The sequence below is a fragment of the Phormidesmis priestleyi ULC007 genome, from assembly GCF_003003695.1.
GTDB classification, from domain to species: Bacteria; Cyanobacteriota; Cyanobacteriia; order Leptolyngbyales; family Leptolyngbyaceae; genus Phormidesmis_A; species Phormidesmis_A priestleyi_A.
Genome location: NZ_PVWG01000045.1, coordinates 1 through 11,774 on the forward strand (window position 1 = coordinate 1; position 11,774 = coordinate 11,774).

The window sequence follows — 11,774 nt, forward strand, 5'->3', positions numbered from 1 at the left end:
CTCATACTCACCCCTCTTGGTTGCATCACTGAGGTAATATCATGATTGAATGATTAAATCAAGTAGAGGTCGCACCCAAAGTGAAGGGTGAAAGATCAATTCAGGTCTAATAATTCTTGAATTCTCAGGTTTCAAATGGTGGGTCTAATTTAGAGCTATATCGATGCGTTAAGAAATGAACTGTTCAGGGCAACTTAGAAAATAGTTGTCTAGCAGTTCACTATTTACAACATGACAAGCATTTTCACAGAAGCTCTATCAACCGTTGACGGCAGCGTTACGGGAATTTTGGAACTTACTTACGACCCAGATCGTTTTAAGCAGTATGCGCGTGAGACATTAAAAGCAAAAGGATATAACAAAGAGGATGCTTCTAATGAGGTAATCTGGCATGCCACCTCTAAAGTAACGACTGAAGGGGCAATCTCTGGCTTTCTTTCTAGCATTTCCCTCGGTGCCTGGGGTCTCGCTTCATTGCCCGGAGACATTGTTTGATGTATCACTTGATTGAAATGGGCGGTGTACTCGCAGAGATTCACGGATTAGATACAAATGACGAGTATGTCAAAACTTTTGTATTGTCTGGTGCAGCAAATGATGGCAGCCTTCGTAAAAAGGCGAGGCAAGCAGTGTCTAAAGGTGCTAACGACGTAGCCGCCAAAGAGTTTGCCAAAGCAGTTTTGATTCCAGTCTTAAAGGCACTCGGAATCAAGGTCAGCGTCAAGGGTGGTTTCAAGATTGCAGAAATTATTCCATTTGCGGGCGGATTACTAGGTAGTGGTGTCAACTTTTTTATGATTGATGGAGCAGGTCACAACTTTCTAGACGAGGTGAAAACGAGCAGACGATGACCGTTCAGTTCTAGAATTGGCTTACCATGACGGAAAGTAATAAGTGCCTCGCAATGATATTGACCGCATCAAAGAGAAGATTCGACTTCGGCGATATGTCAGCCCATGCAATGGAAGAAATGGCTGAGGATTTTCTGACCATTTTGGATGTTGAGGAAGCTGTTTTGAGCGGTCAAATTATTCGAGTTGAAAAAGATGACCCTAGAGGCACAAAATATATAGTAGTAGGAACCGCGCTCGATCGACAAACACCTGTCGGAGTCGTTGGACGGTTCGCAAGTAGTGAGCGTTATTTGATCATTACCGTTTACGAAGTCACTGAGCTTGAGGGCTAATTGTATGTACGGATATCGATGTGAGTATTGCGAAGGAACTGTTCAACCGCGTTTCGTCAAGCGTGAGGCGTTTAAGCACCGGGATGGATTTGTCATTCTTGAAGATGTGACGATCGGGGTTTGCGATACTTGTGGCAATCGTTATTACTCAGCCGATATTCTTCATACTGTTCATGCGGTTGCAACTGGAGAAAAGTCGCCTGAACGAACTGAGCAAATTCCGGTCACTCATCTTGAATCTGCATAGACTAATAGGTATAACGATACAGTTGTTGAAGCGAACGTGGAAAGGCTTTTGGTCTATCGTTAAAGCCTTCGCGTCGCCGATAAACAGTGAGCGTTTTAACTTTACATGATAGAGATATTACTGTGCAATATGTTTTGATTATTCATGAAGTAGAAGACTATCCAGCATGGAAAACTATCTTTGATGGAGCCATCAACATCAGAAAAGATGCTGGAGAAATCAGTTATCAACTATTAAAATACGATCGTGATCCAAATAGCATTGTTCACCTTTATAGATGGTTGTCTTTAGAGAATGCAAGAACGTTTTTTGAGTCGCCAACGTTAGTAGAAATCAGAAAAAAAGCAGGTGTAAAAGCGCCTAAATTTATCTATCTAGAAGAGATAGAAAATGGGGTTTTATAGTTTAGGTATCTGGCTCAACTCCGAGCGATCGTAGCTGGGCAGCTAATTGTTCTGATCTTCGTTGTGCTTCTAGTGCAGCCTCTTCAGGCGACATTAAAAGCTCACCTTGTAAATCAAAATATCGTAATTTTTGGTTGTAAATTCCTAAATATAAATCTAGACTTTCGCTCCAAAAAAGACCTTGATGATTGGGAGCGATCGGCTGATAGACCCGACTCACAAGCCTCAATCCTTTCAGCTCCAAGGTGTCAGGTGAAAACCAGAAATATTCTGGTGTCCGAAAACGATCTTGATAGAGTGATTTCTTCAAGGTGCGATCGACATCCGCCGTTGAATCTGATAGTAGCTCAATAATTAAATCGGGGTATCTCCCATCTTCTTCCCAGACGACCCAAGACTTGCGGGGATGCTTTTGGGTTTGCTTGACTAAGAAGAAATCAGGCCCTCGAAAATCGCGATTTTTAAGCTGTTGGCGACTGAAATAAATCGTCAGATTCGCCCCAATAAAAAAGTCAGTTTGATCTCGCCAAAACCACTCTAAACAAGCCACCAACAAAGCCAGTTGGATGTAATGCAAAGAACTTTCCATCTCTGGCTCGTTGCTCTCAAGTTGTGTAGCATCGGGCATTAAGTCTGCCACCTGCTGTGCGGTTAGAGACATAAAATTTGCCTCGTAAGACTATCTCTAGAGTACAAGGAATTAGGGGCTAGAAGCCAGAGACTCTTCGACCAAGACTGGCTCGACAGCAAGATTGACTAACGGACGGGTGACTTGACGCAGCAAAATAGTTTCAACCCGATCGTCAGTGACGCGAACCGCCTCTAGTTCTAACTCGCTCCACTGAATGCGATCGCCCTGAGACGGAACCCGCCCCAACTGATGGATCATAAATCCTGCCAGCGTCGTATAAGCCTCCTGAAGCGGCAAACTCAACCCTAATTTCTCGTTAATAGTGGGCAAGTCTAAAGAGCCAGCAATCAACGCAGAGTGAGCATCGTTTTGAACTAAAGGAGCCTCAGAAGCAGATAGAAATGCTGTTTTTGGTTTGCGGGCAACTCCCCATGTCAGCAGTCGCACATTGGCATTGAGAACGACCAGCGCCGGAAAAAATAGCCGAGAGCAAAACTCTAACGGACGAATTAGCAAGAGAGCCGTTTGTTCAGGAGCGTTTGCTGCCAAGACTTTGGGGACTAACTCACCTAAAAGAATTTCGACATAGGTGACGAGGAGAAAGGCAACCGTCGCCGCGATCGCATGAGACGTGATCATTACAGGCAAATGATCGATCGGAATTCGACTAATCCAAGGCTCAATCCAGTGAACGGTTGCCCCCTCGCCTAACCAGCCCAGGAGTAGGCTTCCCGCAGTCGTGCCCGTTTGCGTCACCGATAGATAGTGCTCTAGATTATTTTGAGCGTGATGAATCAACTCAGCCGCTTTGCTAGTGCTTGGATCGTCCGTTTTTTGAGACAGACTATAAATCTCGCTCTTTGAGGCAGAGACGATCGCCAACTCAGCCGCCACAAAAAAACCAACCACCACCACTAAAATCAGCAAAATTGACAATCGCACCAGCGTCTCGGCCGTCTCAAGTTCAAACATCTGCAAACTGCTCAAAGTCATTTCTCCGATCTATGTAGATCTCTACACGGCTGCCTCTTCAGTCTAGTGAAGAACGTCCCCGATCTGCTTCTGTCTAAATTTGTAATTGCAGGTGAGTAATCCGTACGACGAACGACCTATCTTGAAGAGTGATACTGTGAAGAAAACGCCTCATAGCTCCCTTAGGAGGTCGATTCGCTCATGTTTCAGCGCCCTCTAATTTGCACCGATTTAACAGATGGTTTACAGCGATTGGTTGAGTTTGTTCCTAGTCTGGTGGCAGGTGGCATGACTCATCTTGTGTTTCTACACACCGTTCCCCTTCGGGAGGAGGCAACCATTCCTAAAGCAGATGCTGAGAAGATCGATCGCGCTCAAGACGTGCTTTCGGCTGCTTTAAAGCAAGTGCCTGCTGGGGCAGACGTTAAAGTTGAAGTGCAGGCAGGCAGACCTCTAGACGTAATTTTAAAGATGGTCACGACTCACCAAGCCGACGTGATCATTTTAGGCACCCAACCTCGCAATCTATTGACCGAAAAACTGTTTGGCAGCACCACGACCGAGCTATCTCAACGCACGACCATTCCTTTGCTAACGCTGCGCCCGCAAATGATTTCAACTTACACCTCTGAAGAACTGAGTTTGCGCTGTCAGCATCTGTTGCGCTATTTGCTGTTGCCCTATGACGATAGCAGTGCTTCAAAGCATACGATCGAGCAGATCAAGCACTTCGTTCAAACCCAGAGCGCTCAAGCCCTTAAAGGAGTGATTCTCTGTTGGGTTGTTGAAGAAGGGGGCAGACACGAACTGACACTAGCGCAGCAGCAGCAAGTGGTTTGCGAGACGCTAGAGCCTGTAAGAGATGACTTAGTAAGCTGCGGAGTCGAGGTGACGCTGGATGTAAGACGAGGAAACCCGATCGCCCAAGTGTTGGCGGCTGCTCAAGAATCAGACACGAGCGCGATCGTCCTTTCGACCGATAACAGAAACAACCTGCTTGACTGGTCAGCCCCAAGCTTTACGGGGGAGATTCTTCGGCGAAGCTGGCACCCGGTGTTGTTCTTCCCGCCTAAACGTTAGACAGATCATCAAGTCTCTAAATATTTCTCGTAGCCCACTGTGTCTAGCTTGGCTTGTTTTTCCATCACGAGATCAGCGAGACTTTGACGATAGCGCTGCACTCTTGCCAGCAGATCGGGGTTATGACTCGCGAGAATCTGCACCGCCAACAAACCCGCATTGGTCGCATTTCCGATCGCCACCGTTGCCACCGGAATTCCAGCAGGCATTTGCACGATCGAGTACAAAGAGTCCACGCCTTGCAGGTGCCGACTCGCCACAGGCACGCCGATCACAGGCAGAGGCGTTAACGCAGCTACCATTCCTGGCAAGTGTGCCGCACCGCCTGCGCCCGCAATAATCACTTTGATGCCGCGCAGATGGGCTTGCTTGGCGTAGTCCACCATGCGATCGGGGGTGCGGTGGGCTGAGACGATCGCCACTTCGCAAGGCACTTCAAATTCTTTGCAGATGACGATCGCGCCTTGCATCGTCGGCAGATCGGAGTCGCTGCCCATAATAATTCCAATTAGCGGTTGAGTCATGGGCTATTCTTTTTCGTCCTTGACGCTTTTGATGATGCGAGACAGATCCGTCTTTTCGTCAACGGCAATGCGAGTCGGTGAACCGCTAATAATTCCCTCAAAGTTGCGGAACGAACCTTTGATATCGGGGCCCTGAGCGCTGATCGTATATTCACGAATGCCTTTATCGTGCCAAGAACCGCGCATCTTAAAGACGTTGAGCGCACGAGACATCTCCCCGCGAATCTCCACATATTGCAGCATGATGATCGTGTCAGTGATCGTCGAGATGTGGGAGTCAGTAATTGAATGCGACCCCATAAACTGATCGGTCGTATTGGTGAAGAACCCTGTGATTTCTTCTTGTTTGGCAAAGCCTGTCACGCCAATCACAAACTGACGAAAGGCGTTATTGCTGACTCCACGGGCGAGGGCAGAGAGAGAATCGATCGCAATTCGCGAGGGTTTAAATTCGGCAATTTCTGACTTGATAATCTGTAAGTGATCTTCTAACCCTGCCGACTCAGGATAGGCGCAGATAATTTTGAGTAACCCTTTTTGCTCTAAATCCTCAAAGTCGATGCCCCACGAATAGGCGTTTCGGGAGAGTTGAGCGCGAGACTCTTCGTAGGCAAATAAGATGGCGCGATCGCCCCGATGACACGCTTCTTGCAAAAATTTGCTGACTAGCAGAGTTTTTCCAGTTCCGGTGGCCCCGGTTGTCAAAATAATCGAGTCTTTAAAGAAGCCGCCACCGCACATGGTATCCAAGGTTGTCACACCAGACGAGACTCGGATGTTGGACGATCGCTGAGTCAGACGCATCGCACCCAACGGGAAGATGTTGACTCCCTGATTGGTAATCGTGAATGGGTATTCGCCCTTCATGTGAGTCGTGCCGCGCAGCTTGAGGACTTCGACGGTTCTTCTGCGCCGCTCACCCTCTAAAACGTTTCGCACGATCACCACATTGTCTGAGACAAACTCTTCGACCCCAAATCGGGCAACTGGGCCATATTCATCAATGCGTTCGGTGGTCATGATGGTGGTTACGCCGACTTGTTTGAGCCGCGCCACCAGCCGAAAAATCTCTCGACGCACGACCCCTGCCGCCTCATATTGTTGAAACACCGCCGTTACGGAGTCGATCGACACTCGCCGCGCTTTATATTTCCGAATTGCGTATTGAATCCGCTCAATTAAGGCGGAGAGATCAAAGTTGCCAACGACATCTTGCCCTTCGGGATCGGGCGATGCGTCGAGAATAAATAGCTTCCCTTCGCCGATAAATTTTTGAAGATCCCACCCAAAGCTCAGAGCGTTTTTGATGATGTCTGCTGGAGATTCTTCAAAGGTGACAAAGATTCCTGGCTCGTCAAATTGAGTGATCCCGTTATAGAGAAACTGAGATGCAAACAGAGTTTTCCCCGTTCCAGAGGTGCCGCTGATCAGCGTGGTGCGTCCGACGGGCAATCCGCCATGACTGATGTCATCGAAGCCCTCGATTAGGGTGCGAATTTTTTGAACGCCTGACATTTCTACTTGATTGCGTGATTCGCTTTGATTCGTTTGAGTCATAAAAATTGTTTTTTAAACCGGAGCAACGATCGTCCGAAATTAGGAGTAACTCTGCTAAATTTGTTCACCAAATAGCGACTTGTCAAAAGTCTTTTACGCGCTGCGATCGCGGATTTTCTAACCATCAATTTCCTCTTCGCGCAGTTCTTCATAAAGCAGATCAAGCCCGATCAAGACTTTTTCTCGATCGGAAAGGTCGCCAATAATTTTACGAACGGGCGGCGGCAAAATTTTGGCGAGTGTGGGCGTTGCTAAGATCTTATCCTCCTCGGCTAACTGCGGATTTTTAAGCACATCAATCACTTTCAGCGCGTAAACTCCTTGAAACTCTTTTTCTAAAATATTGTTCAATGTCTTAATCGCCCGAATCGAGTTGGGCGTGTTTCCGGCAACATAGAGCTTGAGAACGTAAGTTTTTTTTAATGGACTCATGATTTAGCCGTGAGCAATAACCAATTAGCAACTTGCAATTAAGACTCTCTGGGAACCGATCGACGATACATTTCGCACAGGTGCGCGATCGTATCAATCAGAGTCAATCGATAATCGAGCAAAATTTCTTCACTGCGCCCCTCTAATTTTAGCTGTTTCGCAAATTCATCCATCAACTCCATGTGCGTTTCAACAATCTGAGCGACGGGGATATCAGCAAAAAAAATGGTATTCACAAAGTCATCGATTCTTTGATTTAATCCACTGTCGTCTACAAAATAATTAAGGATGATGACTCGATAACTGTCGCGCAATTGAGCTAAAAGCTCTTCTCGTTCAGCTTGAGGCAAATATCGCAAAAACGCTTTAGGATTGCGCTTGTAATAGACTCCTAGATAGCCCAATCGCTCTTTTAGCTTCTCGGTCAACCGTCGTTGGTGCAGCAGCAAGAAGTTTTGAGTGCTGAGATCCGGTTCTGATGAAGCATTGGGCAAACGACACGAAGGAGAAAGATTGAGAAACTGATCGATCGCGCGATCGACAAACTCCGCCATCTCCTCTACCTTGTTAAGCGCTAACCGAACTTCTGCTGAATGGTATAGAAAGATTGACGCTTCTAGGTCTGCGACTCCAGCCTCCGGATCTGGCGTTGCGTCCAGAATCACGATCGGCAGCAGCGTCGCCTGGTTGTGCAGCCAAGTAATGAGAGCGGGCAACTGAGAGCCGTCTTGCAAAATCAAACAGTCAAGCTGCTGTCTCTGTTGCTCAACCAGCGAAAAAAATGCCTGATCAGATTCTGGACTGACAACGGTGTAGCGTTCTTTTTGAGGTGCGCCCGGTGCATCATCGATCAGAGCTTGCTGAACCGATCGAGCCAACTCTCTCGAATTGAGAAAAACGCAAACAAACAGCTTAGGACGTTGAACGTTGAAGAGTGAGGCTGTCAAGGCTAAATAGAAAAGACGGCAAGGTGAGTTTTTGACAGAATTGAATGCGATCGCAGGGTTGAAAACCGATCGCTAAGGTGTCAAGAGTCTTTATAGCAGGATTCCTGACCAGTTTTAATATTTATTTAACAATACGGCTTTTCGTTAAAAAAGGTTACGGAATGCTGAATTTAATAAGATGAGCGGCGGCGTAACCAGGCTCTGCACTTTTATAATTCAGGTTCTCAATATACGGGTTGATTGCTGTTTGTTGCAGCCTCGCAACAATTTAGTTTTTCCTAAAACCTGCTTATAAGATGAAATATCAAATCTGGGTTTCGTTTCCCGCTTCGATGTTAGTACAAAGCTGTCGAACCTTTAATCTGTAGGCATTTAGTGCTGTTTTTCGGTCTACCTCACAGTTCGGCGGGTGTTTCATGGCGATGCATAATGCTTCCCTCAGCGACTTTCTTGAATCGGCTCCGATCTGTCCTCAGACCGCTACGCTGGCGATCGCTGTAGAAATTTTGGGTGAGAGCGCTTGTGGTCACTTAGTGGTCGTCAATCGGCAGCAATACCCGATCGGGCTGATTCAAGCTCGCAAGTTGATGTCACTCTTGGCGGCGCAAGACAAAACTGCTGCAAGTGCGCTCAAAAAGTCACTTTCTGACCTGAGTTCCTTGCTGATCGAGCCACTGCCTACCTTACTCATTGATCAACCTCTGAACGAATGTAAACCAAGATTTAAAGATAGCTCTCAGCGATTTTGGGCAGTGGTCGATGGCGATCGTCACTTGAAAGGACTGGTCGATAGCCTCTATATCTTGAAGCTCATTGACATTGCCACAAGGCAACAGAAACCAGAAGAACCCGATCGGTTGCCCCTCGATACTCAGCCCCTGCCGACAGAAACAGATCACTTGCTCAAACAGCAGCTAAGAGGGCAAATTGCCAAGCTCCGATTTGCGTCTCGGCGATCGGACAGTTTGCCGCTTCAGCCTCAACTTGCGCTGTCGCTTTCATCTACTGAGCAATTGCCTGCCTCAATTCAGTCTCTCATGCAGGTTTTAGAGCGGTTGCCCATGCCGATGATGCTGCAATCAAACACTGGGCGAGTCGTTGCTGAAAACACTTTCTGGCAGCAGCAGTTTGACGAGTTGGCTGACCCCGATTGGGTGCAGCACGATGCCGATGCTGTTTTAGAGTTTACCACGCATTCTAAACTGCCGACCCAATCGCCTGATGCCTGGAACCCATCTGCCGAGTCTCCGATCGAGATGCCGCTGACCAGCTTTTGTCGGCTCGGCTCAACTTCTAACACTTGCATCTGCGTTTGCCCACTTAAAAACGGGCAAGAGCGAATCTTGCATCTGATCAAAATTCCGATCGGCACTATTTCGCCCAATACTGAGTTAGATCTCACGTCTGGGTGGCAAGTGCCCACTATTCACCCAGATCTAAAGCTGCGTGAATCTCAGCGAAGTTCTTCCTCCACTGACTCTTATTCAACTGCATTAGAGACTGAGCTAGAGGCGGCGGGGGTCGCGTGTCCGCTGCCTTTGATCGAAGAAAGTTTATGGCTCGTTTTAGCTCAAGATGTCACCGAGCAGCAGCAGATTGCCAGAGAATTAGCAGCCAAAAACGCCGATCTCGTGCAGCTTAATCGCCTCAAAGACGAGTTTCTTGCCTGCATCAGCCACGAATTGAGAACTCCACTCACCGCAGTTTTAGGCTTATCAAGTCTGCTTAAAGATCAGCTTCTAGGCACCTTGAATGAGCGTCAAGTTCGCTATGCTCAACTGATTCATCGCAGTGGGCGGCACTTGATGACGATCGTCAATGACATTCTTGACCTGACCCGCATGGAGACGGGTCAATTAGAAATCACGCTAGAACCTGTGAACATCGAGACGGTCTGCAACCGCGCCTTTGAGCAAGCGCAGCAGTCTCGCCTTGAAGAAGCCAAACCAGAAGCCGGACAGGAACTGCCTTCTGCCCCACCCACCTTTACGCTAGAGATTGAGCCAGGTCTTGCAACCCTGATTGCCGACGAGATGCGGCTGCGTCAAATGTTGCTAAACCTGCTCTCAAATGCGCTGAAGTTTACCAACACTGGCGGCAAAATTGGGCTGCGAGTCAATCGTTGGGAAGGCTGGATCGCTTTCACCGTCTGGGACACCGGGATTGGAATCCCGGCTGAAAAACAGCATTTGATCTTCCAAAAATTTCAGCAGTTAGAAAATCCTCTGACGCGGCGATTTGAAGGCACTGGGCTAGGATTGGTACTCACTCAACGTTTGGCACGACTGCACGGTGGCGATGTCACCTTCGTCTCAAAAGAGCATCAGGGCAGTCAGTTTACTTTGCTGTTGCCGCCCACGCATCCACAATCCACGATCGACCACCCTGATCAATCCGGGGTGTTTACACCCATTTCTCGCTCGCCTCACAATCGTCTCGTGCTGGTCGTCGAAGCGGTGGTGCGCTCGATCGAGCATCTCTCTGAGCAGTTGAGCGACCTTGGCTATCGCGTGATTATTGCCCGATCGGGCACCGAAGCGGTCGAGAAAGCGCGCCGCCTCCAGCCCTGCACAGTTTTACTCAATCCGCTACTGCCTACTTTGTCAGGCTGGGACGTGCTGACGTTGCTCAAAGCTGATCCGCAAACGAGGCATATTCCAGTCACGGTGATGGCGACTAGGGGCGATCGAGAGCAAGCACAGCGCCATCATGCCGATGAGTTTCTCAGTTTGCCGATCACCAATCAGGCACTCAAGCAAATGCTAGACCAGGTGACTGAAGAATCGACCTCGACTCAAACAACCAAGCCGATCGGCGAAAGTTTGGTGATTTTGCGGTTAAGCCCCATTCGCTATGGTGAGCAGACCGAAACGGCAGCAGAAGCCACGACCGACCTCAATCACCTCTTACACAGCCGCAACTGTCGAGTTTTAGAAGCCGATGACTTAGAGCAAGCAGAGCTATTGGCACAGGTTTGGAAGCCCCATGTGGTTTTGCTCGATGCGGCGATGCCTGACCCGATCGCTTATCTCAGGCATTTGTCTGAGCAAACATTTCTCGCCTCTCTGCCCCTGGTTACTTTGGATCAAGCCACGACTCAAGCCGCAAATCAAATTCACGGGCTATCGGTGTTTCCGTGTTTAACGCCTTTAGTTGAGCAGTCTTCTAGATCAGAGAAAGTGGACTCGGCACTCTTGCAGGTGATTCAAGTCGCGGCGGGCTTTGCATGGCGACCGTTGGTGATGGCGATCGACCCAGCAAATCTGGCTGAAGCACTGGCAGGTAACACTTCAGAACTGCCCAAAGAATCAGAATGGCTGTCTGCGATGACTCACTATATTCAGGCGGCAGGGTTTAGAGGCACGATCGGACGATCGTGGGCAGAAGTTGCTCAAAAACTGCAATCAGATAGCGTAGATTTGGTTCTGTTCTACTGGCACGATGCAGTACCTCAAAGCGCTACCTTAGAAGGGCTGTCTGCTCTAAAATCTCTGGTCGGTGCTCCTCCGATTCTGGTTCTCGATCATCGTGCAACTAAAGAAAATTCTGATCAGCAAGCGGTTTCAGCCCTATTGCAAGAAATGGCGACTCCCGTAGTATTGCATTCACCATCAATGGAAGAGTTATTGAGTCAGATCAACCAAATCTTGACGTGACAAATCTAGCAATTCATCTTTGATGATTTAGGTAGGGGCAATCCCCCTGCGGTTGCCCTCCGTCGGGGGTAGGCGCGGGGGCGTTACCCCTACAGCCCTTCCATCCCTGATTCTGCAACGCCAGAATTTAGACATTGG

The 11,774-nt window shown here is 48.3% G+C and carries 13 protein-coding genes; 7 read left to right on the forward strand and 6 right to left on the reverse strand.

Annotated features, from left to right (window positions below; all coding sequences use genetic code 11):
• Window positions 1-231 precede the first annotated feature (231 nt).
• The 5 genes from C7B65_RS22200 to C7B65_RS22220 all read left to right on the forward strand — a co-directional run bounded on the left by C7B65_RS22200 (window position 232) and on the right by C7B65_RS22220 (window position 1,837).
• Window positions 232-495 (forward strand): hypothetical protein, encoded by a 264-nt coding sequence (locus C7B65_RS22200; protein ID WP_073074658.1) that lies wholly within the window; start codon window positions 232-234, stop codon window positions 493-495.
• A complete protein-coding gene (locus C7B65_RS22205) occupies window positions 495-851 on the forward strand; it encodes a hypothetical protein (protein ID WP_073074657.1) in 357 nt (118 codons plus the stop codon). The genes C7B65_RS22200 and C7B65_RS22205 overlap by 1 nt, the downstream gene beginning before the upstream one ends.
• Window positions 852-946: 95 nt before the next feature.
• Window positions 947-1,186: a DUF4258 domain-containing protein gene (locus C7B65_RS22210; RefSeq protein ID WP_219898701.1), complete on the forward strand. Its 240-nt coding sequence runs from the start codon at window positions 947-949 to the stop codon at window positions 1,184-1,186.
• A gap of 4 nt (window positions 1,187-1,190) precedes the next feature.
• Window positions 1,191-1,433 carry a YgiT-type zinc finger protein gene (locus C7B65_RS22215; RefSeq protein WP_073074656.1) on the forward strand — a complete coding sequence of 81 codons (243 nt, stop codon included), beginning with the start codon at window positions 1,191-1,193 and terminating at the stop codon, window positions 1,431-1,433.
• Between the two features lie 86 nt (window positions 1,434-1,519).
• A complete protein-coding gene (locus tag C7B65_RS22220) occupies window positions 1,520-1,837 on the forward strand; it encodes an antibiotic biosynthesis monooxygenase (protein ID WP_223257479.1) in 318 nt (105 codons plus the stop codon).
• 1 nt (window position 1,838) lies between these two features.
• Here the strand turns inward: C7B65_RS22220 and C7B65_RS22225 are convergent, their stop codons facing one another.
• Both C7B65_RS22225 and C7B65_RS22230 read right to left on the reverse strand, forming a co-directional pair.
• Window positions 1,839-2,498 carry a Uma2 family endonuclease gene (locus C7B65_RS22225; protein WP_073074654.1) on the reverse strand — a complete coding sequence of 220 codons (660 nt, stop codon included), beginning with the start codon at window positions 2,496-2,498 and terminating at the stop codon, window positions 1,839-1,841.
• 39 nt (window positions 2,499-2,537) lie between these two features.
• Entirely contained in the window at window positions 2,538-3,440 is a 903-nt protein-coding gene (locus tag C7B65_RS22230) for a CNNM domain-containing protein (protein WP_244913266.1), read from the reverse strand.
• 201 nt (window positions 3,441-3,641) lie between these two features.
• On the opposite strand from C7B65_RS22230, the gene C7B65_RS22235 reads away from it, so the two are divergent.
• Window positions 3,642-4,520 (forward strand): universal stress protein, encoded by an 879-nt coding sequence (locus C7B65_RS22235; RefSeq protein ID WP_073074653.1) that lies wholly within the window; start codon window positions 3,642-3,644, stop codon window positions 4,518-4,520.
• 8 nt (window positions 4,521-4,528) lie between these two features.
• On the opposite strand, the gene purE is transcribed toward C7B65_RS22235, so the two are convergent.
• From purE to C7B65_RS28920, 4 genes are all read right to left on the reverse strand, one after another.
• Window positions 4,529-5,044, reverse strand: coding sequence for a 5-(carboxyamino)imidazole ribonucleotide mutase (gene purE / locus C7B65_RS22240; RefSeq protein WP_073074652.1), 516 nt, complete (start codon window positions 5,042-5,044; stop codon window positions 4,529-4,531).
• Window positions 5,045-5,047: 3 nt separating this feature from the next.
• Window positions 5,048-6,601 (reverse strand): circadian clock protein KaiC, encoded by a 1,554-nt coding sequence (gene kaiC / locus C7B65_RS22245; protein ID WP_073074651.1) that lies wholly within the window; start codon window positions 6,599-6,601, stop codon window positions 5,048-5,050.
• Window positions 6,602-6,718: 117 nt separating this feature from the next.
• Window positions 6,719-7,033, reverse strand: a complete 315-nt coding sequence (kaiB, locus tag C7B65_RS22250) for a circadian clock protein KaiB (RefSeq protein WP_073074650.1) — start codon at window positions 7,031-7,033, stop codon at window positions 6,719-6,721.
• A gap of 38 nt (window positions 7,034-7,071) precedes the next feature.
• Window positions 7,072-7,980, reverse strand: a complete 909-nt coding sequence (locus tag C7B65_RS28920; protein WP_073074649.1) for a circadian clock protein KaiA — start codon at window positions 7,978-7,980, stop codon at window positions 7,072-7,074.
• 416 nt (window positions 7,981-8,396) lie between these two features.
• Between C7B65_RS28920 and C7B65_RS22260 the strand changes: the two genes are divergently transcribed.
• On the forward strand, window positions 8,397-11,636 hold the full coding sequence (locus tag C7B65_RS22260) for an ATP-binding protein (RefSeq protein WP_106254132.1): 3,240 nt from the start codon (window positions 8,397-8,399) through the stop codon (window positions 11,634-11,636).
• Window positions 11,637-11,774: the final 138 nt, after the last annotated feature.

Excerpts from the sequence above, each read along its gene's own strand:
- C7B65_RS22200 (WP_073074658.1), top strand. The coding sequence starts at position 232 with ATGACAAGCATTTTCACAGAAGCTCTATCAACCGTTGACGGCAGCGTT.
- C7B65_RS22205 (WP_073074657.1), top strand. The coding sequence starts at position 495 with ATGTATCACTTGATTGAAATGGGCGGTGTACTCGCAGAGATTCACGGA.
- C7B65_RS22210 (WP_219898701.1), top strand. The coding sequence starts at position 947 with ATGTCAGCCCATGCAATGGAAGAAATGGCTGAGGATTTTCTGACCATT.
- C7B65_RS22215 (WP_073074656.1), top strand. The coding sequence starts at position 1,191 with ATGTACGGATATCGATGTGAGTATTGCGAAGGAACTGTTCAACCGCGT.
- C7B65_RS22225 (WP_073074654.1), bottom strand. The coding sequence starts at position 2,498 with ATGTCTCTAACCGCACAGCAGGTGGCAGACTTAATGCCCGATGCTACA.
- C7B65_RS22230 (WP_244913266.1), bottom strand. The coding sequence starts at position 3,440 with ATGTTTGAACTTGAGACGGCCGAGACGCTGGTGCGATTGTCAATTTTG.
- C7B65_RS22235 (WP_073074653.1), top strand. The coding sequence starts at position 3,642 with ATGTTTCAGCGCCCTCTAATTTGCACCGATTTAACAGATGGTTTACAG.
- purE (WP_073074652.1), bottom strand. The coding sequence starts at position 5,044 with ATGACTCAACCGCTAATTGGAATTATTATGGGCAGCGACTCCGATCTG.
- kaiC (WP_073074651.1), bottom strand. The coding sequence starts at position 6,601 with ATGACTCAAACGAATCAAAGCGAATCACGCAATCAAGTAGAAATGTCA.
- kaiB (WP_073074650.1), bottom strand. The coding sequence starts at position 7,033 with ATGAGTCCATTAAAAAAAACTTACGTTCTCAAGCTCTATGTTGCCGGA.
- C7B65_RS22260 (WP_106254132.1), top strand. The coding sequence starts at position 8,397 with ATGGCGATGCATAATGCTTCCCTCAGCGACTTTCTTGAATCGGCTCCG.